The organism is Virgifigura deserti (assembly GCA_003576685.1).
Lineage (GTDB): Bacteria > Pseudomonadota > Alphaproteobacteria > Dongiales > Dongiaceae > Virgifigura > Virgifigura deserti.
The window spans coordinates 148,290-171,843 of sequence record QOZR01000012.1 but is presented as its reverse complement, the minus strand read 5'-3'; the positions used below and the strand labels follow the sequence as shown (position 1 = coordinate 171,843).

The 23,554-nt window shown below is 62.8% G+C and carries 23 protein-coding genes; 19 read left to right on the top strand and 4 right to left on the bottom strand.

From position 1 onward, the window contains the following. Positions 1–64: 64 nt before the first annotated feature. Both DT069_RS19915 and DT069_RS19910 read right to left on the bottom strand, forming a co-directional pair. Positions 65–745 (bottom strand): helix-turn-helix domain-containing protein, encoded by a 681-nt coding sequence (locus DT069_RS19915; RefSeq protein ID WP_425450410.1) that lies wholly within the window; start codon positions 743–745, stop codon positions 65–67. Between the two features lie 206 nt (positions 746–951). Further along, positions 952–1,386 (bottom strand): cupin domain-containing protein, encoded by a 435-nt coding sequence (locus DT069_RS19910; RefSeq protein ID WP_425450409.1) that lies wholly within the window; start codon positions 1,384–1,386, stop codon positions 952–954. 314 nt (positions 1,387–1,700) lie between these two features. Here DT069_RS19910 and DT069_RS19905 point away from each other — a divergent pair, with 314 nt between their 5' ends. The 5 genes from DT069_RS19905 (at position 1,701) to DT069_RS19885 (ending at position 6,533) form a co-directional block, all read left to right on the top strand. Continuing rightward, positions 1,701–2,363 (top strand): DJ-1/PfpI family protein, encoded by a 663-nt coding sequence (locus DT069_RS19905; protein ID WP_119462067.1) that lies wholly within the window; start codon positions 1,701–1,703, stop codon positions 2,361–2,363. Positions 2,364–2,533: 170 nt separating this feature from the next. After that, positions 2,534–3,598 carry a TRAP transporter substrate-binding protein gene (locus DT069_RS19900; RefSeq protein ID WP_425450408.1) on the top strand — a complete coding sequence of 355 codons (1,065 nt, stop codon included), beginning with the start codon at positions 2,534–2,536 and terminating at the stop codon, positions 3,596–3,598. A 115-nt stretch (positions 3,599–3,713) separates the two neighbouring features. Continuing rightward, positions 3,714–4,304, top strand: a complete 591-nt coding sequence (locus tag DT069_RS19895) for a TRAP transporter small permease subunit (RefSeq protein WP_119462066.1) — start codon at positions 3,714–3,716, stop codon at positions 4,302–4,304. A gap of 12 nt (positions 4,305–4,316) precedes the next feature. Next, a complete protein-coding gene (locus DT069_RS19890; protein WP_119462065.1) occupies positions 4,317–5,681 on the top strand; it encodes a TRAP transporter large permease in 1,365 nt (454 codons plus the stop codon). Positions 5,682–5,759: 78 nt separating this feature from the next. Beyond that, positions 5,760–6,533: an aldolase gene (locus DT069_RS19885; protein ID WP_119462064.1), complete on the top strand. Its 774-nt coding sequence runs from the start codon at positions 5,760–5,762 to the stop codon at positions 6,531–6,533. Positions 6,534–6,916: 383 nt separating this feature from the next. Here the strand turns inward: DT069_RS19885 and DT069_RS19875 are convergent, their stop codons facing one another. Next, positions 6,917–8,080: an acyltransferase family protein gene (locus tag DT069_RS19875; protein WP_119462063.1), complete on the bottom strand. Its 1,164-nt coding sequence runs from the start codon at positions 8,078–8,080 to the stop codon at positions 6,917–6,919. A 105-nt stretch (positions 8,081–8,185) separates the two neighbouring features. Further along, positions 8,186–8,581, bottom strand: coding sequence for a DUF2161 family putative PD-(D/E)XK-type phosphodiesterase (locus DT069_RS19870; protein ID WP_119462062.1), 396 nt, complete (start codon positions 8,579–8,581; stop codon positions 8,186–8,188). Between the two features lie 312 nt (positions 8,582–8,893). Here DT069_RS19870 and DT069_RS19860 point away from each other — a divergent pair, with 312 nt between their 5' ends. The 14 genes from DT069_RS19860 (at position 8,894) to arsH (ending at position 23,525) form a co-directional block, all read left to right on the top strand. Further along, complete coding sequence (locus tag DT069_RS19860) at positions 8,894–10,381, top strand: aldehyde dehydrogenase family protein (RefSeq protein ID WP_119462060.1); 1,488 nt, start codon at positions 8,894–8,896, stop codon at positions 10,379–10,381. Next, positions 10,282–12,513: an oxidoreductase gene (locus DT069_RS19855; protein WP_425450407.1), complete on the top strand. Its 2,232-nt coding sequence runs from the start codon at positions 10,282–10,284 to the stop codon at positions 12,511–12,513. Before DT069_RS19860 ends, DT069_RS19855 begins: the two co-directional genes overlap by 100 nt. 9 nt (positions 12,514–12,522) lie before the next feature. Further along, the gene (locus tag DT069_RS19850) at positions 12,523–13,677 is read left to right on the top strand and encodes an ABC transporter ATP-binding protein (protein WP_119462058.1); all 1,155 of its coding nucleotides are present in this window, start codon (positions 12,523–12,525) and stop codon (positions 13,675–13,677) included. Next, positions 13,674–14,582, top strand: a complete 909-nt coding sequence (locus tag DT069_RS19845) for an ABC transporter permease (protein ID WP_119462057.1) — start codon at positions 13,674–13,676, stop codon at positions 14,580–14,582. Before DT069_RS19850 ends, DT069_RS19845 begins: the two co-directional genes overlap by 4 nt. Then, complete coding sequence (locus DT069_RS19840) at positions 14,582–15,436, top strand: ABC transporter permease (protein ID WP_119462056.1); 855 nt, start codon at positions 14,582–14,584, stop codon at positions 15,434–15,436. The genes DT069_RS19845 and DT069_RS19840 overlap by 1 nt, the downstream gene beginning before the upstream one ends. 72 nt (positions 15,437–15,508) lie before the next feature. Further along, complete coding sequence (locus DT069_RS19835) at positions 15,509–16,504, top strand: extracellular solute-binding protein (protein ID WP_162913310.1); 996 nt, start codon at positions 15,509–15,511, stop codon at positions 16,502–16,504. Between the two features lie 63 nt (positions 16,505–16,567). Continuing rightward, positions 16,568–17,692, top strand: coding sequence for a class II histone deacetylase (locus DT069_RS19830; protein WP_425450406.1), 1,125 nt, complete (start codon positions 16,568–16,570; stop codon positions 17,690–17,692). A 16-nt stretch (positions 17,693–17,708) separates the two neighbouring features. Beyond that, entirely contained in the window at positions 17,709–18,860 is a 1,152-nt protein-coding gene (locus DT069_RS19825) for an aromatic ring-hydroxylating oxygenase subunit alpha (RefSeq protein ID WP_119462053.1), read from the top strand. A 1,048-nt stretch (positions 18,861–19,908) separates the two neighbouring features. Then, positions 19,909–20,286 (top strand): ArsR/SmtB family transcription factor, encoded by a 378-nt coding sequence (locus DT069_RS19820; RefSeq protein WP_119462052.1) that lies wholly within the window; start codon positions 19,909–19,911, stop codon positions 20,284–20,286. Then, entirely contained in the window at positions 20,255–20,725 is a 471-nt protein-coding gene (locus tag DT069_RS19815; RefSeq protein ID WP_119462051.1) for an ArsI/CadI family heavy metal resistance metalloenzyme, read from the top strand. Before DT069_RS19820 ends, DT069_RS19815 begins: the two co-directional genes overlap by 32 nt. Before the next feature lie 23 nt (positions 20,726–20,748). Beyond that, positions 20,749–21,282, top strand: a complete 534-nt coding sequence (locus tag DT069_RS19810; RefSeq protein WP_119462050.1) for an arsenate reductase ArsC — start codon at positions 20,749–20,751, stop codon at positions 21,280–21,282. A gap of 59 nt (positions 21,283–21,341) precedes the next feature. After that, a complete protein-coding gene (gene arsB, locus DT069_RS19805) occupies positions 21,342–22,406 on the top strand; it encodes an ACR3 family arsenite efflux transporter (protein ID WP_119462100.1) in 1,065 nt (354 codons plus the stop codon). Beyond that, positions 22,403–22,825, top strand: a complete 423-nt coding sequence (arsC, locus tag DT069_RS19800; RefSeq protein WP_119462049.1) for an arsenate reductase (glutaredoxin) — start codon at positions 22,403–22,405, stop codon at positions 22,823–22,825. Before arsB ends, arsC begins: the two co-directional genes overlap by 4 nt. Further along, positions 22,818–23,525: an arsenical resistance protein ArsH gene (arsH, locus tag DT069_RS19795; RefSeq protein WP_119462099.1), complete on the top strand. Its 708-nt coding sequence runs from the start codon at positions 22,818–22,820 to the stop codon at positions 23,523–23,525. The genes arsC and arsH overlap by 8 nt, the downstream gene beginning before the upstream one ends. The last annotated feature ends 29 nt before the right edge of the window (positions 23,526–23,554 follow it).

Here is a 23,554-nt window from a genome sequence, read left to right as displayed (position 1 = left end):
TTCTGGCCGTTGCTGCAGCGGAAGCGGCGCATCTGGCGTTGCACAGGGCAATCGGGGAGTGCCGCTACGTCGCCTTCTTCTCCGGCTTGAAGATCACGACGAACGCCTTCGCCTCCCCGCCAAGGCTGCGCGCCCGGTGCGGCACCTCGGAGTCGAGATAGAGGGTATCGCCGGGCTCGAGGACGAACTTCTTGCCATCCGCCTCGAACTCGACCCGACCGCTGAGCACGAAGACCAGCTCCTCGCCCTCATGCTCGAAGGATACATCCCGGCTCAGGTTTGACGGGTAGGTGAAGACGAACGGCTCCATGTGCTTGTGGCGCTTGCGATAGGCCACGCTCGCATAGTCGTACCCGAAGGTGGTTCCGCCACGCTCGACGCGGCGCCGCTCGCCGGCGCGCACGACGGACACCTTGTCATCCTGAGGCTCGGGCGCCTCGGCCGTAGTAAAGAAATACGCGATATCCGTCTCGAGCGCCTGAGAGATCCGCGCCAACGAGGCGATCGGCGGCACCTTCCGGGAATTCTCGATCTTCGAAAGATAGCCGCGCGTGAATCCGGTGCTGTGCGCCAGGGATTCGAGAGTCGCGCCGCGCAGCCTTCGGAGCTGCCGCAATCGCTCACCGATCAGCTGACCGAGCTCCGGCATGGCGGCATCCGCCGACGCCGCAGGCTCCCTGTTGTCGACCGACCCGCGCCGGCGCCGCGGGGCCGGCTTGGTGTCAGGTTCTATCTCTTCCGTCATCTCGTCAATGGTCTCGCTCCCGGTTTCTCCACGCCTGCCTCCCGCTTAAGGATACCTCGCGGAGCCCGTGATATTGCGCGATCAGGAGCCGGGAATCCATCGATCTGCAAGCGGCCGCGGTACGCATCGCGGCCTTCATCCGTGGGATGTCCGCCTCCGGCGTTGCTGAGGTCGACCGGTGCGCAGACAGAACCGCGCTCAGACGATCAGGATTTCTTCTTACCGTCGCTTCCGAAGCCAGACATATGCTGGAAGACGTTCGGCTTCCGATAGACGGCCAGGAACACGGCACCTTCGTCCGAATGGGTCTCGTGGAAAGACCCGGGATGCCGCCAGACATACTCGCCCGCCCGGCAGATGCCGTCATGATCGTAGAAGGATCCCTCGAGCACGAAGGATTGCTCGATCTCCGGATGCTTGTGCATCGGCAGTGTCGCGCCCGGCTCCCACTTCAGCAGGCAGGTCATCTCACCCTTCGCCTTATCTTCGTAGAGGACCTTGATCGAGATGCCTTTGAACTTGGTCGGCGCCCATTCCATGTCCTGCGGCTTGACGTAAACCGAGCCGCCCGGTGTCGGCTGCACCTTTCCGCCCTTCTTCATGGCACCAACTTCGAATTCGTCCACGGCGGTGTCATTCATGGCTATTCCTCGCTGGATTGGAGATGAATTGACGGGTCTCAAGTGTCCGCCAGAGTATCCCTTTGGGAAACCTTGCGTCAAGAACGGATGGTCCGCAACAGTGCTGTCTTCGTGAATTCCGGTTTGATCCAGGGAAAGCCTCAGGTTATTTCAATTTCGGGAGACTGCTGATTGTTCGGGAGACTGGTGATTGGTGATTGACATCGCGCCCGACGCGATGAACGATGTTTCCTAACGGGCTACATTCGTCGTGCGGCATGAGAGTCCCATCGGGGATGAACGCAGCGCGGGGCGGACAGCTGGGGAGACGAACGATGCGGTCGACGCAGGACAAGACTTCCTTCGGCATCTTCATCTATGACGGCGTCGAGCCGATCGATATCGGCGCCACGCACGGCGTCCTCTCTATGGCCAAGCGGGTGCTGCCGAACATCGCAATGACGGTGATCGCCGAGCGGCGGGGACCGGTGAGACTCGCGAACGGCTTGACGGTGATCGCCGACCACGGACTGGCGGATTGCCCGCCGGTCGATGTCCTGATCGTCTGCGGCGGGCCCGGCTGGAGCGATCAGATCAAGAAGCCTGCGGTCCTCGACTTCATTCGTAACTGGGCCCCGCGCGGCCTGCTAGCCTCGGTCTGCACGGGCGGGATGATCCTGGCCGCGTCGGGCGTCCTCGACGGGCTTAAGGCGACGACGCGCCGGCACGCCGTGGGCGGCGAGCCGGCCGCACCGCTTCGACAGATGCACGACCTCCGCCCGGCAGTCACGCCGGTCGAAGCGCTCCTGGTGGATCAGGGGGCGGTCGTGACCGGCGGCGGCGTCAGCCTGGCGATCGATACGACGCTGCATCTCCTCGAACGGCTCTATGGGCCGAAGGCGGCGGGGGATACCGCGACGACAATCGAATATGGGGTCGCTTGGCGCGCCAACCGGGATGCCTTGCCGGCGATCGACAACGCGACCGAAGTCGCCTGATGCGCCGCGCCGGTTCCCGAGGACCGAATTGCGCCAGATTGTAACACCCGGGCGCCCGCAGGGCGCGCGTCGGCGAACTGCAGAAGGAGTTTGAACCGAGTCCAGGACGAATCCATCAGCCGGCTGCGAAGAAAGGCCGGAATCGGCCAACGAGATAGGGAGGACGCTCGATGTTCGTTGAGAGGTTGAAGCCGTTCGCGCTGGCGCTCGCCGGAGCCTGCCTGATCACAGCAATGTCCACGGCGGACAGGGCGCGTGCCGATGACGACCCTGTCAGATGGAAGATGGCGAGCTGGTTCCCCGCGCGGCTTCCGCAGGTTGGGACCTTGGGCAAGGCCATCGAGGACAAACTGGAGCGGGTCTCGGGCGGGGAGATCCGCGTGCGGTTTCATGAGCCCGGCTCGCTGGTTCCCCCGAGTGAATGTTTCGATTCAGTCTCCACTGGAGCGGTCGACGCCTGCTGGGCAGTGTCAGGCTACTGGTTCGGTAAGGAGCCCGGGCTCGCGGTCTTCTCGGCGGTGCCCTTCGGCCCCGCCTGGCCCGAGATGCTGGCGTGGTTCTACTATGGTGGCGGTCAGGAGATCTATGACGCAATCTATGACGAGCACAACATCAAGGCGCTCGTCTGCGGCGGGACGGTGCCTGAGGCCTCGGGCTGGTTCAAGAAGGAGATCCGGAGCGTCGAGGATCTTCGCGGCCTGAAGATGCGCTTCTTCGGGCTCGGCGCCAAGGTGATGGAGAAGATGGGGGTTTCCACCCAGCTCCTGCCCGCCGGCGACATCTTCCCGGCGCTCGAGCTCGGGACGATCGACGCCACCGAGTTCGCCATGCCCTCCGTTGACCTTCAACTCGGCTTCCATCAGGTCGCCGACTACTACTACTTCCCGGGCTGGCACCAGCCGGCGACGCTCTACGAGCTGATCATGAACAAGGAGCAGTGGGAGGCGCTGTCGGACACCCAGCAGGCGCAGTTCGAGATGGTTTGCGGCGACAATGTCCGCCAGGCGATTGCCGAGGGCGAGGCGGCGCAGGTCGCGGCGCTGAAGGAACTAGAGGAGAAGGGCGTGCAGATCCGCGAGTGGTCTCCAGAGGTTCTGCAGGCGCTGCGGGAGAAATGGGAGGAAGTCGCCAAGGAGATCTCCGCCGAGGATGCCCGCTTCAAGGAGGCCTGGGACTCGCTGACGGCGTTCCGGGCGGACTACGCGACCTGGCATCGCCTGGGCTACATCGAGTGATGCGCGCCCGGTGCTCGATCGAGCACCGGGCCGGATGACGTGCTCGGCCATCGGGTGAGGCCGTCCGCCGGACGGCCTCGCCTCATCTTCTCCCGCAACGATCCGGTGAGGCGCCATGTCCGCTCTCCTCAAGATCACAGTCGCACTGGACCGGATCGTCTCGATCTTCGGCAGGGTTGCTGCCTGGGCAATCGTGCCTCTGGTCGTCGTGGTGATCTTCGACGTGATCAGCCGGCGCTTCTTCGTCGTCGGCTCAACGGAGCTCCAGGAACTCGAATGGCACCTCCATGCGGTGCTCTTCATGTTCTGCCTGGGCTACGGCTACCTGAGAGAGGCGCATGTGCGTGTCGACCTCCTGAGCACTCACTTCAGCGATCGCGTCAAACTCTGGATCGAGCTTCTCGGCTCGCTGCTGTTCCTGATCCCGTTCTGCGCCGTCGTGATCTATTTCGGCGCCACGCTGACCTACGGCTCCCTTCTTGACGAGGAGACATCGGCATCGGCAACCGGGCTGACGCATCGCTGGATCATCCGGTCGGTGATCCCACTGGGCATGCTGGTTCTTCTGCTCAGCGCGATGTCCTCGATCCTGAAGAGTGTGGCCGCTCTCTCCGGCGTCGCAGTCGACCGACGGTTGACCCGTGCCGGCCGCGAGACGGACGTCATCGTGACGTCGCCTTTGGCCAAGGGCCTTGGCAAGGAGTAGGGCAGGGCGGACATGTATCTCGTCGATCTTCTGCCGGTCTTCATGTTCCTGATGTTGGCGGCATTCATCTTCACCGGCTATCCCGTCGCTTTCGTGCTCGGGGGAACAGCGGTAGCCTTCGGATTCGGCGGCTGGGCTTTCGACGTGTTCTCGCTGATCGAATTCCAGAACATCGCGGCGCGCATCTACGGGTCGGTAGCCGCGAACCTCATCCTGACCGCTGTTCCCATGTTCATCTTCATGGGCACGATGCTCGAGAAGAGCGGCGTCGCCGAGGACCTTCTGCAGAGCCTGCAGGTTGCACTCCGCCGCATCCCGGGCGGACTCGCCCTGTCCGTCACGCTCATGGGCGTCGTCATGGCGGCAACGACCGGGATCGTCGGCGCGTCGGTCATCATGATGACCCTGCTGGCGATTCCCGTTCTCCTGTCGCGCGGTTACAATATCGAGCTCGCCGCCGGCACGATTGCCGCATCCGGAACGCTCGGGATCCTGATCCCACCCAGCATCATGCTGGTGATCATGGCCGACCTTCTGGCGATCTCGGTCGGCACGCTCTTCGTGGCCGCGCTCATCCCCGGCCTCATCCTGGCCGCATTCTATCTCGGCTATATCGGCATCCTTGCGGCGGCCAAGCCGCATCTGGCGCCGCCGATGCGGAAGGAAGAGGGCCCCCAGCACCTGTCCGCCGTGCTGTTCATGCTGTCGAAAAGCCTGCTACCGCCTGCCTTTCTCATGATCGTCGTCCTTGGGTCGATCTTTCTCGGCTGGGCGACACCGACGGAGGCGGCCGGCGTCGGCGCGCTCGGGGCGACGCTTCTTGCCCTGATGAACGGGCGCCTGTCCCTGGCCGTGCTGAAGGAAGTCGTTCAGCGCACGGCCATGACCAATGTCATGCTGTTCATGATCTTTCTCGGGGCGACCGCCTTCGCCTATGTCTTCCGCTCCCTGGGCGGCGATTACCTCGTCGTCGATTTCTTCGAGGGGATGAATCTCGGGCCTTGGCCGGCGCTGCTGCTGATGCTGATCGTTATCTTCCTGCTCGGCTTTCTCTTCGACTGGATCGAGATTCTGCTGATTGTTCTGCCGATCTTCGTCCCGATCCTGGAGCTTCTAGACTTCGGCGACCATGTCGGCGCAACCGATCTGGTGCCCTGGTTCGCGATTCTTGTCGCGGTCAATCTCCAGACGTCGTACCTGACGCCGCCGTTCGGCTACGCGCTGTTCTATATGCGCGGCGCGGCGCCGCCCGAGGTTACGATGCCGCGCATCTATCGCGGGATCATCCCCTTCGTCGTACTGCAGATGCTCGCCGTCGTGGCCGTTGCCGCGTTCCCGCAGATTGCGCTCTGGCTGCCGCACTACCTGCTGCGGTGACCAAGGCCGGATCCTCGTTGCGTCAGGGCTGGATCAAGTCTGTAAGCCAATAGGAAGTGACGAACAGGAGTGAGAGGAATGGAAGCGAGGACGAAAGACTACTTCGATCAGCGCGCGACCCACGACATGGCCGTTCATCTGCGCGATCCGGGCTGGAGCGACAGGGAGAAGCTCGCGCTCGCCTGTCGGATGATGGCTCGCGAGGGGCATGAGTCCGGGCTGGCCGGCCAGATCACGGCGCGGGCCGACGACCCGGATACCCTCTGGACCCTGCGATTCGGGTTGGGCTTCGATGAGGCGACGCCCGACAGCTTTGTCCGGGTTGGCGACGATCTTGCCGTTTTTGAAGGCGACGGAATGGCCAACCCGGCGACGCGTTTCCACCTCTGGGTCTATCGAGCCCGTCCCGATGTCAACTGTATCATCCATACGCATCCGCCTTACATCAGCGCACTGTCGATGGTCGGCAAGGAACTCGCGGTCGCGCATATGGACGCCACGCCGATGTTCGAGGATTGCGCCTTCCTGGCGGAGTGGCCGGGGGTACCTATCGCCGACGATGAAGGCGTTCTGATTTCCGAGGCGTTGGGACAGCGGCGCGCGATCCTTCTCGCCCATCACGGCCATCTGGTCGCCTGCGCGAGCATCGAAGAGAGCGCGGTCATGGCTATTCTGATGGAGCGCGCCGCGCGCATGCAGATCAGGGCCGCCGCGATCGGTCCCGTCAAGACGATTCGCCCCGAACGCGCGCGCGAGGCCCATGACTACCTTCTCAAGCCGGGCATTGTCCGCGGGACATTCCATTACTTCGGGCGCCAGGTCTTGCGCGCTCAGCCGGATTGCCTGAGCTGAGCCCCGAACGCGCACTGGGCGTCAGATTCGGCTCCTGCAGGCGGAATGCGCAACCAGCTTGGCCATGGCGCAGGAGAGGGTAAAGGAGCGAAGAAGGGAAAGGTGGAACGGCAACGTCGCTACCGGCCAGGGTGCGGTGCGGGCAGTCGACAGACGGCGCCACCCAGACCATCGGCGGCATCGCGATGCATGTGTTCGAGCGGCAGGAATTCGGGTCGCTGAAGCTCCGGATGCACAGCTTTAACTGAGGCATCACCTCCGGCGGGCCGCCATTCGCCGAGGCGCCATTCACTCAGGCGAACGGCGCCTGTCTGGTGCTTGCCTACGGCCAGCGGGTGACCTTCTCACCGTCATCGCGAGGAAGCCCAAGATCTTCACGATCTTCATCGAACATCCGGAATATCGCGGACCCTTGTCTTCACTGCAGGCAGCCGCGAAAGAGAGCGCCACACGATGCTGGCGGCCCATGAGAAGAACCGCCGAAAATACTGCTTCTGGTGCTCTGTCGCCAAGCCAAGCCCGATTAGAGCGACCGCAACGGCAGCCATCAAGACAGCCCAGCTCGCCACGGACGCCGAGTCATGATCCAGGGCAGCCGTGAAGAATTTCAGGAGCGGCATATGAAACAGATAGATCGTGAAGCTGAACGAGGCCACCGCAACGATCGGCCGCCGAACCGACCTCCGTGCCAGCCCGGCGAAGCCACAGGACCGGGCGGCCAGTATGTTCATCAGGATCAGCGCACCGATCAACCAATCGCCCAGAAAATGCTGGGAGTAACGGAGATGGGTCTCCGGCCATCCACCGAGGAAGCTATTCACCCAATCATCAATGATGGTGTCGAGCCCGGTTGCCTTCACCGCGATGAAGCCCGCGAGAGCCAGAGCGAAGATAACTCTCGGAGTTGGAACCCGCCTAACACGCAGAGCCATCCAAGCTCCCGCCGCCCAAAGAGGGAACAGCAACCACAATCGCGGCCCCATGATTAACAGCGTGAGGCCGACTGAGATGACCCGCCATGGACCGCGCAGGAAAAAGATCGCGGCAAACAGAACATAGTACCAGACCTCATAGCACAACGACCAATAGGGCACGTTGGAGAATGCATCTTCGGCGAAGAACCACAGGTCGGTCGCAAAGGCGAGAAAGAAGGGGATGTAAAGCCAGAGAGCGTCATATTGATAGAGTCGTCCGTACAGATCCGGGCGCCAAGCCATCGCGATCTGATCGAGCACCGGGACCAGCAGCACCGCGGGAAGCGCCACAGAGTAGATCCGGGCGGAGCGATTGACGGCGTAGGCGGTGAGATCATGATCACGCGTGGCCGCCGTGTGTGCGATGATGTAGCCAGACAGGACAAAGAAGACGATCACGGCGTCATGGGCGAAGTCCTGCAGCCACGGGAAGTCTTTCAAAAACGGCGAGCTTGTAGCATGCGCGCCGAAGACAACAAATGCCGCCGATACTCGAAGCACATCAAGGTAAACAGAAAAGCCCTTCGAGAAGGGCGACATCTTCCTCACTGCATCACCAGCCGTTGCCGCCATCCACAGCCTCAGAGTCTCGTTAGTCCTGCCTATACGCCTACCATTCTATCGCAGGGCGGGTCCCGACCAAGCATTGTGCCGTACACGGAACCGGGTGCCATGCGTCTAAGCGGGTGACCAGCGCGTCAAGGCTGCCCGCCCCTCGTCCGTCAGCGCATAGAGCCCGCGCTCGACCCGAACGAACCAGCCGTACACGTTCCCCAGCAGGATCTTCGGGGCGTCCGGGATCGCCGGCTTCAGGTCGCGCGGCCGCCGCGGACCGTCTTGAAGCGCCGCCGCACAGCTCAGCGCCTGCTGCCGATAGGCGGTCATGATCGGCCGCCGCGCGCCACCGCCGTGGACCGGATCGCCGCGCCGGCGGCGGTGTTCCTCGACGAGGCGCGACCGGCGCTTCGGATCGCGGCGCGGTCGCCAGGGGCGGGGCTCGACCAGGATCTCGACCCGGCCCGAACGCAGGACGCTGAGAAGCCGCTCGGTGGGCGACCGCAACCGCTCACCCATTGCTGGCGGTGTTCTCGCCTGCTAGCGTTTGAAAGTCTCTTTGGAAAAGGCGGAGCCCGCCAAAGCAGCGTTCAATCCGCCAAATATCATTGCCGGTTCTTGCGGCCGTCGGCTGCAAGGAAATCAAATCCGAGTGCTCGCGCGTCGAGCAATTCTGTTCCGGATGAACGAAAAAATCGGTTGCCGGAAGCAAAATGAAGCCCTGGGACTTCTGCTGGCCCATAGCTCTTTGTTAATCAATGGATAGGTTTTTGTTATTTTCCGATGATTGCCGCCTCCTCTAGCATTTCTGTGTAAAGGAGCGAGGGCGCAATGGGTAAAATCTATATCGGCAACGAGTGGCTTTCAGCGAAGTCCGGCAAGGAAATCGACTGTATCGACCCAGCCAGCGAGGAGGTCTTCGCCAGAATTCCCGCTGGGAGCGCCGAAGAGATCGATCAGGCCGTGGCCGCGGCCCGCGCTGCGTTTTCCGGGCCCTGGCGTGAGACGACCGGCCGGGAACGGGCCGTGATCCTCAGAGCGATCGCCGAAGGTATCCGCCAGAACCGCGAGGCGCTCGCGGCGCTGGAGACTCGCGACAATGGCAAGCCGTTGCCCGAGTCCTTCATTGACGTCGACACCATCGCCCAAATCTTCGACATGTATGCCGGGATGGCCGAAGAGCTCGATGCCCGGGGCGAGGAGGTGCTTGAGGTTCCGGGCGATGCTATGCGCACGACCGTGGCCTATCGCCCAATCGGCGTGATCGGCATGATCACGCCCTGGAATTTTCCGTTAGAGCAGTTCACCTGGAAGGTCGCGCCAGCGCTTGCTGCCGGTTGCTGCGCCGTGGTCAAGCCGTCGGAGTTCACGTCGCTCTCGTCTCTGGAAATCGCCCGGATCATCGGGGCGGCGGGGCTTCCGGCTGGCGTACTCAACGTCGTCACTGGCACCGGCGCGGAGGCGGGCGAGGCGCTAGTTCGGCATCCCGGAGTGGACAAAATCTCTTTCACCGGCAGTACGATAACCGGCCGCCACATCATGAAAACCGCCGCCGAAGACCTCAAGCGCGTTAGCCTCGAACTCGGCGGCAAGAATCCTGTGATCGTCTTCGACGACGTCGATATTGAGCCGGCGGTTGAGTGGGTGGCTTTCGGAGCCTTCGTCAACCAGGGGCAGGTCTGCACCGCAACCTCGCGCCTGCTGATCCATGAGCCGATCGCCGGCCGGTTCCTCGCGCGGCTCGCCGAGGTCGTAAAGGCGATCCGCATCGGCCCCGGCGATGCTGAGGGCGTCAAGATGGGCCCGCTGGTCAGCAAGGCACAATATGACAAGGTGATGGGCTATATTGAGGCCGGCAAAGCCGAGGGAGCGAGCGTACTGTGCGGCGGCGGTCGCGCCGAGGGTTTCGATGTCGGGTATTTCGTTGCGCCGACGATCTTCGTAGACGTTACCCCGGACATGTCGATCTGGACCGATGAAATTTTCGGCCCCGTTCTCAGCGTCATGCGGTTCGAGGACGAGGCCGAGGCGGTTCGGCTGGCCAATGACACGCCCTATGGCCTCGCCGCGACAGTGCTGAGCGCCGACCGCGACCGGGCGGAGCGTGTCGCCGACGCGCTCGAGGCGGGCATCACCTGGCAGAACTGCAACAACATGGTCGTGATTCAGGCACCCTGGGGCGGGGTTAAGAAGAGCGGCATGGGCCGCGAACTGGGGCGTTGGGGGCTGGAGAGCTTTCTGGAGCCGAAACAGAAGACCCGCTGGCTGCCAGGCGGCAGCCTCGATTGGTACCAGACGCCCGTACAAACCGCGGAATAGCTAAGGACAAAACTGTCGTCAGCCCAGCAGGAAGAATTTCTAGAATGCCCAAGGACACGCTGTCGAAACGCGATCCGCGCTACGACGTGCTCTTCGAGCCGGTCAGAATCGGACCCGTCACCGCGAAGAACCGCTTCTACCAGGTACCGCATTGCAATGGCGGCGGTTATCGCGACCCATCCGCAGTGGCGGAGATGCGCAGGATCAAGTCCGAAGGCGGCTGGGGCGTCATCTTCACCGAGCAGGTGGAGATGCACTACACCTCGGAGATTACGCCCTTCATCGAGCTGCGGCTCTGGGAGGACAAGGACATCCCCGCCCTGGCGCGCATGGCGGACGCGATGAAGTCTAACGGGGCGCTGGCCGGGATCGAGTTGGCCTATAGCGGAGTAAACGGCTCCAACTTCTACACCAGGGAAGTTCCGCGAGCGCCGATGAATTCTCCAATCCGGACCTTTACCAAGGATCCCGTATGCGCCCGCGCAATGGACAAACAGGACATCCGCGACCTGCGCAAATGGCACCGCAACGCGTGCCTGCGCGCCAGGAAGGCGGGGTACGACATCATCGAACTCTACGGCGCGCACGGCTTCGGCGTGATCCAGCACTTCCTGTCGCCACTCACCAACCAGCGCGACGACGAATACGGCGGCTCGCTGGAGAACCGGGCGCGGCTCTTCCGCGAACTGATCTCGGAATGTAAGGACGCAGTGGGCGATACGGTGGCCATTTCGGTGCGGCTATCGCTGAACGAGTTGGGCGGACTGGGAAACCCGCAAGTCCGTGACGTGATCGAGATGCACAGCGATCTGCCCGATCTGTGGGATCTGGGGCACGGCACCTGGGAGGAATGTTCCGGCACTTCGCGCTTTACGGAGGAAGGGGCGCAGGAGCCGCTCGTCGGCGGGATCCGCGATCTGACCGACAAGCCGGTCGTCGGTGTGGGCCGCTTCACCTCGCCCGATTCGATGGTCAGCCAGATCAGGCGCGGGGTGCTCGATTTCATCGGTTGCGCGCGGCCGTCCATTGCCGATCCCTTCATCCCGCGCAAGATCGACGAGGGCCGGGTCGAGGATATTCGCGAATGCATCGGTTGCAACATCTGCGTGACCGGCGACATGACCATGTCGATCAGCCGATGCACTCAAAATCCCACCTTCATGGAAGAGTGGCGCAAGGGCTGGCACCCCGAGAAGATGAACGAGAAGGGTGAGAGCGGCACCGTTTTGGTGATCGGCGCGGGTCCGGCGGGGCTTGAGGCGGCGCGCGCCGCGGCGACGCGTGGCTATGACGTGGCGCTGGCTGAGGCGGGAACCGAGCTTGGCGGGCGCGTGCGGTTGGAATCGCTGCTGCCGGGGCTGGCGACATGGGGGCGGGTGCGCGACTACCGCGTGCACCAGATCAGCCAGATGGCCAATGTCGAGATCTATTACGATTCCCGCCTGACCGCGCAGGACGTGCTCGATTTCGGATTCGAGAATGTGGCCATCGCCACGGGATCAACCTGGCGCCGCGACGGGGTTGCCCGCCACAAGCTGCTGCCGATTTCGATTGATGGCGCAATGCCGATCTTCACGCCCGACGACCTGATGGCCGGCAGGCTGCCCGAAGGCAGGCATGTCGTGCTCTATGACGACGATCACTACTACATGGGCGGCGTTCTAGCCGAACTGCTGGTGCAGAAGGGCGCGAGGGTCACGCTGGTGACCCCGTCGAACCTCGTATCGGAATGGACGATCAACACGCTGGAGCAGCACTGCATCCAGGCCAAACTGATCGAACTGGGCGTGGAGATCGTTACCGCTCACGGGTTGAACGAAGTCGGTTCGGTGGGCGTGACGCTCGACTGCACATTCACAGGTCGCACCCGCGATCTGGCCTGCGACGCGGTGGTGCTGGTGACGACGCGGCTGCCCAACGACGGGCTCTGGCAGGAGCTGAAGGCGCGCGAGAACGAATGGCCCGCGGCCGGCATCAAGAGGATCGAGCGGATCGGCGACGCCAACGCGCCCGCGCCGATCGCCTGGGCCGTCTATGCCGGGCACCGCTTCGCGCGCGAACTGGACACCGAGCTGGAAGAGGGTGCGCTACCTTTCCGCCGCGAAGTGACCGAACTGACCCCGGTGGAGTGATGGAGATATATGACGAATAAAGCCACGAGTGTATCGCCGCTCCATCCCGATCCGGTATCACGGCCAATAGAGGAGGCCGGGCCGGCGCGCACAGCAGTTGAGCTGGACCGCGTCGGAAAAATCTACGGACACGGGACCACCGCCGTCGAGGCGCTGCACGAGATCTCCTTCGACATCCGCGACAACGAGTTCTTCACCCTGCTCGGCCCCTCAGGCTGTGGCAAGACCACGCTCCTGCGGACGCTCGCGGGGTTCGAGCATGTCACCCGCGGCGTGATCCGGCTCTTTGGGCAGGACATTGTTGACGTGCCGACCCACAAGCGCCCGGTGAACACCGTCTTTCAGCACTATTCGCTCTTTCCACACATGACTGTAGCCGACAACGTGGCCTATGGGCTGCGCCGGCTGAAGAAGCCTGCGGACGAGATCCGCGGAACGGTGGACGAGATGTTGCGGTTGGTGAAGATGGAGCGCTTCGCCGATCGTCTGCCGGCTCAGCTTTCGGGCGGGCAGCAGCAGCGCGTGGCGCTGGCCCGCGCGTTGGCGCCAAGCCCGAAGGTGCTGCTTCTGGACGAGCCGCTCTCTGCGCTTGACTTGAAGCTGCGCCAAGCGATGCGGCAAGAGCTCAAACAGATCCAGGCGCGCACCGGCATCACCTTTATTTTCGTTACCCATGATCAGGACGAGGCGCTCTCAATGAGTGACCGGATCGCGGTCATGTCGGAGGGGCATTTGCAGCAGGTCGGCACGCCGACCGAGATCTACGAACATCCCGTCAACCGCTTTGTCGCGGGTTTCGTGGGCGACGCGAATTTCATCGAGGCGGAGATTGCTTCACCAATCGGCGCCAAGGTCACCTGCCGCACGAGGGGCGGGCTGGAGTTGCAAGCCGACGCAACCAAGGCAAGCTCGGGACAGCGCGACGCGGTGCTTTTCCTGCGCCCCGAAAAGGTCAGGCTGACCGAACCGGGCGCGGGCACCGTGAACGGCACGGTCCGCGACATTCAGTATCTCGGCAACTCGACACTGATGGAGATCGACATCGGCGAGCCCGCATCGGTGATCGTGAGGCAGAGCGGCGACGTGAATCAGCCGGCCTGCAGACCGGGAGACACGGTTGGCGTCGTGCTTGACCCGCATGCGCTTCAGGTGCTGGCGGAATGATTGCGAACCTGCCCGACAGCCCGGTTCTGCGCCGCTCGCTGGCTCTCGCACCGGCGCTGATCATCATTGGCGTCTTCATGCTGATCCCCATGGTAGTCATGGCGATCTTCTCCTTCCTGGAGGCAAAATCCTTCGGGGGCGTGGTCTGGAACTTCTCCGGCAGCGCCTACATTCAGCTGCTCTATGAACGGATGCTCGACGATAGCCTGCGGCTCAGTCCGGGCTATCTCATCATCATCGCGCGGTCCTTCTTGCTGGCCTTCGTCGCCATGGTGTGCTGCCTGATCGTGGGCTTTCCGGTTGCCTATTTCATCTCGCGCCAGCCGATCCAGCACCGCAACATGTGGGTGCTGCTGATCACCATCCCGTTCTGGACCAACCAGCTGGTGCGCACCTTCGCCTGGATCATCATCCTGGGGCGCAACGGCGTGATCGAGGCGCCGTTCCGCTTTGCCGGGCTTTTGGGCGCGGACGAGACGCTGGGCCTGATGTATAGCGATTTCGCGATCACCGTTGGGCTGACCTACACATTCATTCCGCTGATGGTGCTGCCGATCTACGCCAGTCTCGAAAAGCTCGATTTCAGTCTCGTGGAGGCGGCAGCTGATTTGTATTCCTCTCGCTGGGAGGCGTTCTCCAAGGTCATCATCCCGCTGGCCAAGCCGGGAATTATCGCCGGCTGCCTTCTGGTGTTCATCCCGAGCCTCGGCGCCTTCATCCAACCGGACCTTCTGGGCGGCGGCAAGAAGCTTATGCTGGGCACGCTGGTGCAGTTCCAGTTCTCGACCGCGCGCAACTGGCCGTTCGGGTCGGCGATCGCGATGATCCTGCTGGCCTTCGTGATGCTGTTCCTGATCCTCTACGCGCGTGCCGCCCGTAACGCCAAAGCGATGGACCTGCACTGATGGCCGTTCAGGTAGACGTCCCGCCGCTCGCCGCACCTGTCCGCAAAACGGAAAAGCGCCGCGCTTTCGGCGAGGTGCCGGGTCTTGCCACGCTCGCCTTCGGGTTTCTGGTATTCCTCTATCTGCCGATTGCGGTGCTCGTCGTCTATTCCTTCAACGCAGGCAATATCGTCATGGTCTGGACCGGGTTCAGCACCGACTGGTATGCCAAGGCGTTCGCCAACGAGGATATCCGCAAGGCAACGCTTAATTCGCTGATCGTGGCCGTCTCGGCTACAGCTATCGCCACGACCTGCGCGACGCTGGCAGCGCTTGCCTTGGCGCGTGGCGGCAGTTTCCGAGGCAAGGTTGTGTCGCTCGGCGTCATTACATTGCCGTTGATGGTGCCGGAGATCGTGACCGCCGTGGCGATGCTTGTTTTCTTCGCCAATCTTGGTCTGAATCTTGGGCTGGGCAACGTGATCCTAGCGCATACGACCTTCTGTATCCCCTTCGCCTTCATGCCGATCCGGGCGCGGCTCGAGGGGATGGATACCACGCTGGAGCAGGCCTCGCGCGACCTCTACGCCTCTGACTGGGAGACGTTCCGGCTCGTCACGCTGCCGCTGCTGATGCCAGGCGTTCTGGCCGGGGCGATGCTGAGCTTCGTGATCTCGATGGATGATTTCATCATCACGCTAATGGTCGCCGGCGCCGGAGACACGACGCTGCCCGTCTATATTTACAGCATGATCCGGCAGGGGATCACACCCGAGGTCAATGCGGTGTCGTCGATCCTGCTGCTGTTCTCGATCCTGATCGTCACCGCCTACTGGTTCACAACCAGGCAGAAGCCGGGAGCAAAGTCCCACTGACAATCCGGCAAAAAGGGAGAGGAAGACATGATACTCAAGACAGCACTCTGGGCGGCATCGGCGCTGGCCCTCATGGCGGGCGCGGCGCAGGCGGAAGGTAGCCTCAATATCTACAACTGGACCGACTACACTTCGCCTGAAATGATCGAGAAATTCGAGAAGGAAACTGGGATCGATGTAACGCTCGACACCTATGATTCAAACGAGACGCTGCTGGCCAAGATGCAAGCGGGCGCGACTGGCTACGACATCATCGTGCCCAGCCACAACTTCATCCCGATCTTTATCGAGGAAGGGCTGGTGCAGGAAGTGGACGCCACCGCCATGCCGAACTTCAAGAACGTCAAGGAGCGGTGGCGCCACCCCGACTGGGATCCTGAGCAGAAATACACCGTGCCGTTTCACTGGGGGTCCGCTTCTGTCGCCTATAGGCCCGACCTCTACGGAAAGGAGCTGGAATCCTATGGCGAATTCTTCGAGCCGAGTGAGGAGGTATCGGGCCGGATCAGCGTTTTCAAGACACCCGAAGAGGTTGTGAATCTCGCGCATCTCTATCTGGGTCAGGAGTTCTGCAACGAGGATCCTGCCGCCATGCAACGCGTGCAGGATCTTCTCATCGCCCAAAAGCCCCATGTGATGGCCTACAGCTCGGAGGGCATGAACGACCGCCTGATTAATGGCGACGCGATAATCTCGACCCACTGGAACGGCTATGCCTACAAGGGCCGCACACTGGCCGAGGAAGCCGGCAAGGAACTTGTCTACGCCTACCCCAAGGAAGGCGTGATCGGCTGGATGGACGGGCTGATGATCCCGGCGTCGGCAGAGAATGTTGAGAACGCCAAGATCTTCATGAACTTCATCATGGATCCGGAAAACATGGGCATTCAGTCCAATTATGCCGGATATGGCGGGCCAATCGAGGGGCAGGAGGAGTTCATGGATGAAGCCCTCAGGAACGCACCGGAGATCAACATCCCCAACGATACCAAAATGATCTTCTCCTTCGCCTGCAATGCCAAGGCGCAGAGCCTGATCGACCGCGTCTGGACCAACGTCCTGCGCTGATACCGGGCACGCTCGGCCCACGGCCGGGCGTGCCGCTTTACCGATTCTTCCAGGGAGGCCGAGGTGACCACAGGTTTTGTCTGTCACGAACGGTATATGTGGCACGATACCGGGAGCGCCGGTCTCTTCGTACCCTCGACCGGGTACATCCAGCCCGCAAGCCATGTGGAGCACCCCGAAAGCAAGCGGCGCATCCGCAACCTAATGGAGGTCACCGGACTCATCGAACGGCTGGAAATCATCCAGCCACGCTCGGCCACTCGCGAGGAGGTGCTGCGCTATCACACCGCCGACTACATCGACCGGCTCGAAGCGATGAGCGAAGCCGATGGCGGCGATGCCGGGATAGGAACACCCTTCGCCCATGGCGGCTTCGAGATCGCGCTTCTGTCGGCGGGCGGGGTGCTCGCCGCAGCCGAGGCCGTTGTCGATGGCAAGGTCGAGAATGCCTATGCGCTGGTCCGCCCGCCGGGACACCATGCCGAAGCCGACATGGGCAAAGGCTTCTGCCTTCTGGCCAATGCAGTTCTGGGCATCCGCCATGTACAGGCGACGCGCGGGGTCGGCCGGGTCGCCGTCGTGGATTACGACGTGCACCACGGCAACGGTACGGAGCATGCATTCTATGACGATCCGAACGTCCTGACCATCTCGCTGCATCAGGACAACTGCTTCCCACCCGACTCGGGCGCGCTGGAAGACACCGGCCGAGCGGCAGGGAAGGGTTACAACATCAACGTCCCGCTTCCGCCGGGCAGCGGGCGTGACGCCTACCTGACCGCAATCGAACGCGTGGTCGTTCCAGCACTAACGGCGTTCAGACCGGATCTTATCGTCGTGCCCTCTGGGTTCGATGCCGGCGGGTTCGACCCGCTGGGCCGCATGATGCTGTCGAGCGATACCTATCGCAGCATGACCGCGACGCTGAAACGGCTTGCGCGCGAGCTTTGCGAAGGGCGGCTTCTCTTCACGCACGAAGGCGGCTATTCCGCGGTGCATGTGCCGTTCTGCGCCCATGCGGTCATCGAGGAGCTCGCCGATGCCGAAACCCGCATCGAAGACCCTTTTGCGCCGATCCTGAACGGAATGGGCGGGCATCAACTCTATCAGCATCAGGAGGTGGTCATCGACACCGCCGCGCGGCTCGCCGCAGAGGTCCGGCCGGCAAGCGAGCTGAGTGCAGTTTGAGACGAATGGAGGTTTCATGAACGTCAGCCTGAAACCCGGCTCGCTGCCGGAAGGGGAGCGGGGCAGGGTCTCGCTCGATCCCTTGGAGTCGCCGACCCTGCCGTCCCGCTACTACATCGATGAAGGAATCTACCGGCAGGAGATGGAACATATTCACCGTAAGTCATGGTGTTATGTCGGCCATATCAGCGACGTGCCTGAAGCCGGTTCTTACTTCACGGATACCGTGGGCGAGCAACCGATCGTCGTGGTGCGGGGCGCAGATGATGTGATCCGGTGCTTCTATAATGTCTGTTCACATCGCGGGCACGAGTTGCTGAAGGGTGCTGGCCGGCTGAAGGCCAAGGGCATTGTGTGCCCCTACCACGCCTGGATGTACCATCTGGACGGCCGGCTAAACGTTGCGCGGCTGACGGAGAACGTCAGGAACTTCGACAAATCGCAGTTTTCCCTGAAGCAGATCAACATCGCCGTCGCCGCCGGATTGATCTTCCTCAACCTCGATCCCGATTGCATGCCGTTCGAGGAGGGGATGCGCGGCTTTGCCGAGAATATCGAGCAGTTTTTGCCCGGTGCAAAGGATTTCATCGTCGCCGAGCGGCTGCACTACGACATCAAGGCGAACTGGAAGACAGTTGTCGACAATTTTTCCGAAGCCTATCACATCCCCATCGCGCACCCGCAGCTGTCCAAGGTGCTGGAGCGGGAGATGGAGGAGTTGAAGGCCGAGCGGCGCTGGACCTTTAACCGCTTCAAGAGCAAGGAAGGCTTTCCCGGCCTCGAGCTCAAGCGCGGCTCGCCCTACTACGCATGGCAGGCTTGGCCAAATTTCTGCGCTCTGAGTCTGCCGGGGTCGACGAACCTCATCGTGCTGCGCATGGCGCCCGACGGTGTCTCGCGTTGTGCTGAGCGGGTCGACATCTACACACCCGAAGGACAAACCGACAATCCAAAGCTGCACGCCGTGCGTGATCTCTTCATGCATATGTTCAACATCGAGGATATCTCGATCGTCGAAAGCGTGCAGCGCGGGCTGGCCTCCAACGGCTATGATCAGGGCCGGTACATTTGCGACGCGGAAGACAGCTGGTTCACCGAGTATCAGCTGCACTGGCTGCACATGCAGGTACTCGAGGCGCTCGAGGCGGGCGCACGGTTCAAGGCGTGACGGCGCGGTGAAATGAGGCTGCCGACGGAGCATAGACTTTTCCTCAGCGTCGCAACGGATGAGTTTTCCGAGGTGAGATGACCGCGGGATTGGGCTCACCTGACAGGATCGTCTGCTCGCCGCAAGGACTTTGACATTCCGGCCCGCTTGCCGATATCAGCGAGGACGCGCGGTGCGTCGAGGGTGCAAAGGACCCCATTCTGAAAGCACTTGAAAAGCTCTGTGTCGCCGCTGAAGAGGCGGTCGCAGTCGGCGACAATCCTGCCGGCATCGGCAGCACCCGAGCGACAAGGGGTTAAGGGATTTCACCATTGTAGCGATCTGGGGCGCGCCGGAGGCCGAGAGACTGATTGCCGCTGATGGATCTCTTTCGGCGGTCATCATCGTGCCGAAGCCGCAGAGCCCCGCGCAAGTGTACGGTGTGTAAAACCAGCACCACTGTGCACTGCTCGGGCAGCGCGTGTGGTGTCTGCTCTGGTCGGCGGAAGAGATGCACGCCGTATGTTCACCGCCTGGGGTGTTGCGGGGCAGGCGCACCTGGGATCGCGGGCATCCTGTTTGATGCTTCGGGAAGCTATGTGCTGGCCTCGGCCTTGGCCGCCGTTGCCGCATTGTTCGCCGCGGCGGCCGTGGCCCTACCACGCATAGGTTCACTTTCTCCGGAACTGGGTGAAAGGGCGAGCGGTTGAAGCTGCATATCAATCCCATAGAAAGGCCCCGCCGAGAGATCGAGCGGAGCTTTCGGCGTTTCGAACGACTGGATCCGACTGCTCCCCGTCGGTCCCTGGTCGACAGCGGGAGTCCTGGTTCTTCGCACTCTCTCCATCGCCTTCGGTTCAAGGGGCTTTGGGCAACTTATGGTTCGAGTATTCTGGAAATGTCGTTGACTCTTTTGGAGAGCCGCCGTATATTCGACTCCGTTGGAAGAATCAAATGGATATGGCGCCATGGCGTCCGTTCCGATCTGTTGCGGTCTGCCGTTGCCGGCTGACAAGCCCGCTAACCGGCGTCTCTCACCGTTGCTCCTCAACTCGGAGGTGACAAGACCATGCACTCGAAGCAGGCGATAACGGCGCTCGGCGCGTTGGCGCAGGAGACCCGGCTCCAGCTCTTCCGTTTGCTGGTGCAGCAGGGCCCGGACGGCCTGTCGGCGGGCGTGCTGGCGGACCGGCTCGGCGTGCCGCCGTCATCGCTGTCGTTCCATCTGGCGCAGCTCGTCCACGCCGGCCTGATCACGCAGCGCCGCCTGAGCCGCCAGCAGATCTACGCCGCCGACTATGGTGCGATGAACGCCCTCATGGCCTTTCTCACCGAGAACTGCTGCGGCGGCAGTGCCGCGGCATGCGCCCCCACCGGCTGCGATCCCGCAGCCGCCTTTGCCCAAGGAGAGTCCGATGAAGCGCCTGCACGTCAACGTCGCCGTTGAGAATCTGGCGGAGTCGATCCGCTTCTACACTGCCCTGTTCGCGGCTGAGCCGACCGTCGTCAAGCCGGACTACGCGAAGTGGATGCTCGACGACCCGCGGGTCAACTTCGCCATCGCGGCCCGCGGGCGGGGCAGCGGTGTCGATCACCTCGGCATCCAGGTTGAGACCGAGGCCGAGCTGCGCGAGGTCTATGGCCGCCTCACGGCGGCCGAGCGTCCCGTGCTGGAGCAGGGCCAGGTCACCTGCTGTTACGCCAAGTCGGAGAAGAGCTGGATCAGCGATCCGCAGGGAGTCGCCTGGGAGACCTTCCTGACGCATGGCGAAAGCACGGTCTATGGAACGGACGGTGACCTGCGCACCCTGACCAAGGGCAAGCCCTGCTGCATGTCCGAGCCGGCGGATCCGGCCGCTGCGAAGACCGCGTCCTGCGGCTGCTGACCTTCGTGGAAGTGAGCACGACAATGACAGAGCGAACCTACAATGTTCTCTTCCTGTGCACCGGCAACTCCGCCCGGAGCATCCTGGCCGAGTCACTGATCGACCACTGGGGCAGCGGTCGCTTCCAGGCCTATGGCCAATTCAAAGGCTACAGCGCCGGCAGCTTCCCCAAGGGTCAAGTGCATCCGCTGGCGATTAGACTGCTCGAATCGCTTGGTATGCCGACCGAAGGCCTGCGCAGCAAGAGCTGGGATGAGTTCGCCCGGCCCGAGGCGCCGGTGATGGATTTCGTGTTCACGGTCTGCGATCAGGCCGCTGGCGAGGTCTGCCCGGTCTGGCCGGGTAATCCGGTGACCGCGCATTGGGGCGTGCCCGATCCGGCCGCGGTCGAGGGGCCGGAGCCCGTCCAGATGCAAGCCTTCCGCGAGACGTTCCACATCCTCGACAGTCGGATCAAGCTGTTCACCAGCCTCCGTGTCGAGGCGCTCGACCGCATGAGCCTGAAGCGCAAAGTGGACGAGATCGGCCACGCGCAGGCGGAACCGGCGAACAGATAAGACGAGGCATCATGACCATCGATACCGCACTGAGTACCGGCCGCAAGCCCGCAGTCGCGATGGGCCGCTTCGAGCGCTGGCTCTCCCTTTGGGTGGCGCTCTGCATCCTGGTCGGCATCGGCCTCGGGCAGCTCCTGCCCGGACCGTTCCGGACCTTGGGCGCGATGACCGTGGCCGAGGTCAACATCCCGGTTGCGGTCCTGATCTGGCTGATGATCGTGCCGATGCTGTTGAAGATCGACTTCGGCGCCCTTCATCAGGTGAGGGAGCATTGGCGCGGCATCGGCGTCACGCTCTTCATCAACTGGGCGGTCAAACCCTTCTCGATGGCGTTGCTCGGCTGGCTGTTCATCGGCTGGCTCTTCGCGCCGCTTCTACCGACGGGTCAGATCGACAGCTACATCGCCGGCCTGATCCTGCTCGCCGCCGCACCCTGCACGGCGATGGTCTTTGTCTGGTCGAACCTGCTCGACGGCGAGCCGCATTTCACGCTCTCGCAGGTGGCGCTCAACGACACGATCATGGTGGTTGCCTTCGCGCCGATCGTCGGATTGCTGCTCGGCCTGTCCGCGATCACGGTGCCGTGGGAGACACTGATCCTGTCCGTCCTGCTCTACATCGTCGTGCCGGTGATCGCGGCGCAGCTCTGGCGCCGCCGGCTGCTGGCGTCCGGTGGTTCCGCGGCACTCGCCCGCACGCTGAAGACGCTGAACCCGATTTCGCTCTCGGCCCTGCTGCTGACGCTGGTGCTGCTGTTCGGCTTCCAGGGCGAGCAGATACTTGCCCAACCGCTCGTCATCCTACTGCTGGCGGTGCCGATCCTAATCCAGGTCTATTTCAATGCCGGGCTGGCCTACTGGCTGAACCGGCGGTTCGGCGTGGCCCATTGCGTCGCCGGACCCTCGGCGCTGATCGGCGCCAGCAACTTCTTCGAGCTTGCGGTCGCGGCCGCCATCGCCCTGTTCGGCTTCCAATCCGGCGCGGCGCTCGCGACCGTGGTCGGCGTGCTGATCGAGGTGCCAGTCATGCTGTCGGTCGTCCACATCGTCCGCCGGACCAAGCCCTGGTACGAAGGTGGCGCCGCCGTCCGCGCGACCACCGAAGCGGAAGGAGCGGTCCGATGAGCGTCACCATCTTCCACAATCCCGCCTGCGGGACCTCGCGCAACACCTTGGGGCTGATCCGCAACGCCGGCATCGAGCCGACGGTCGTCGAATATCTGAAGACGCCGCCCAACCGGGCCACGCTGCGCGATCTGATCGCCCGGGCCGGCCTCACCGTGCGCGCGGCCATCCGGCAGAAGGGAACGCCCTATGCCGAGCTTGACCTCGACGGCCCCGGCCTCACCGACGATCAGATTCTCGACGCTATGACGGCGCATCCGATCCTGATCAACCGCCCCTTCGTCGTGACCCCTGAGGGCGTGCGGCTGTGCCGGCCGTCCGAGGTGGTGTTGGACATCCTGTCCGCACCTCAGAAAGGGCCGTTCACGAAGGAGGACGGCGAAGCCGTCATCGATGCGGAGGGACGCCGTGTTGTCTGACCTCACGAATCTCCACCCGGACGTGGCCGAGATCCCCGATCCGGCGAAACTCTCGGGTCCCGTCTCGACCCATCGGCCCCGCATCCTTCTACTCTACGGCTCGCTGAGAAGCCGCTCCTACAGCCGCTTTCTCACATACGAAGCCGCGAGGCTGCTGGAAAGGTTCGGCGCCGAGACGCGGATCTTCGACCCTGCGGGCCTACCGTTACCCGACGGCGCCCCGACCGATCACCCCAAGGTGCATGAACTGCGGCAATTGTCGGAATGGTCCGAAGGCCAGGTCTGGACCAGTCCGGAACGGCATGGCGCCATGAGCGGGGTCATGAAGGCGCAGATCGACTGGATCCCGCTTGCGGTTGGGTCGATCCGGCCGACGCAGGGCCGCACGCTTGCCGTCATGCAGGTCAGCGGCGGCTCGCAGTCCTTCAATGCTGTCAACCAGATGCGCGTCCTCGGGCGCTGGATGCGGATGATCACCATCCCGAACCAGTCCTCGGTCGCAAAGGCGTATCAGGAGTTCGACGAGGCGGGCCGAATGAAGCCGTCGTCCTATTATGACCGGGTCGTCGACGTGATGGAGGAGCTGGTCAAGTTCACCCTGCTGACGCGCGACGTTTCGGACTACCTGACGGACCGTTACAGCGAGCGGAAGGAAGACGCCGCAAAGCTGGAGGCTCGCGTGAACCTCAAGGCGATCTGAGAGGACACCGCGTTCTCCGCTTCCAGTAC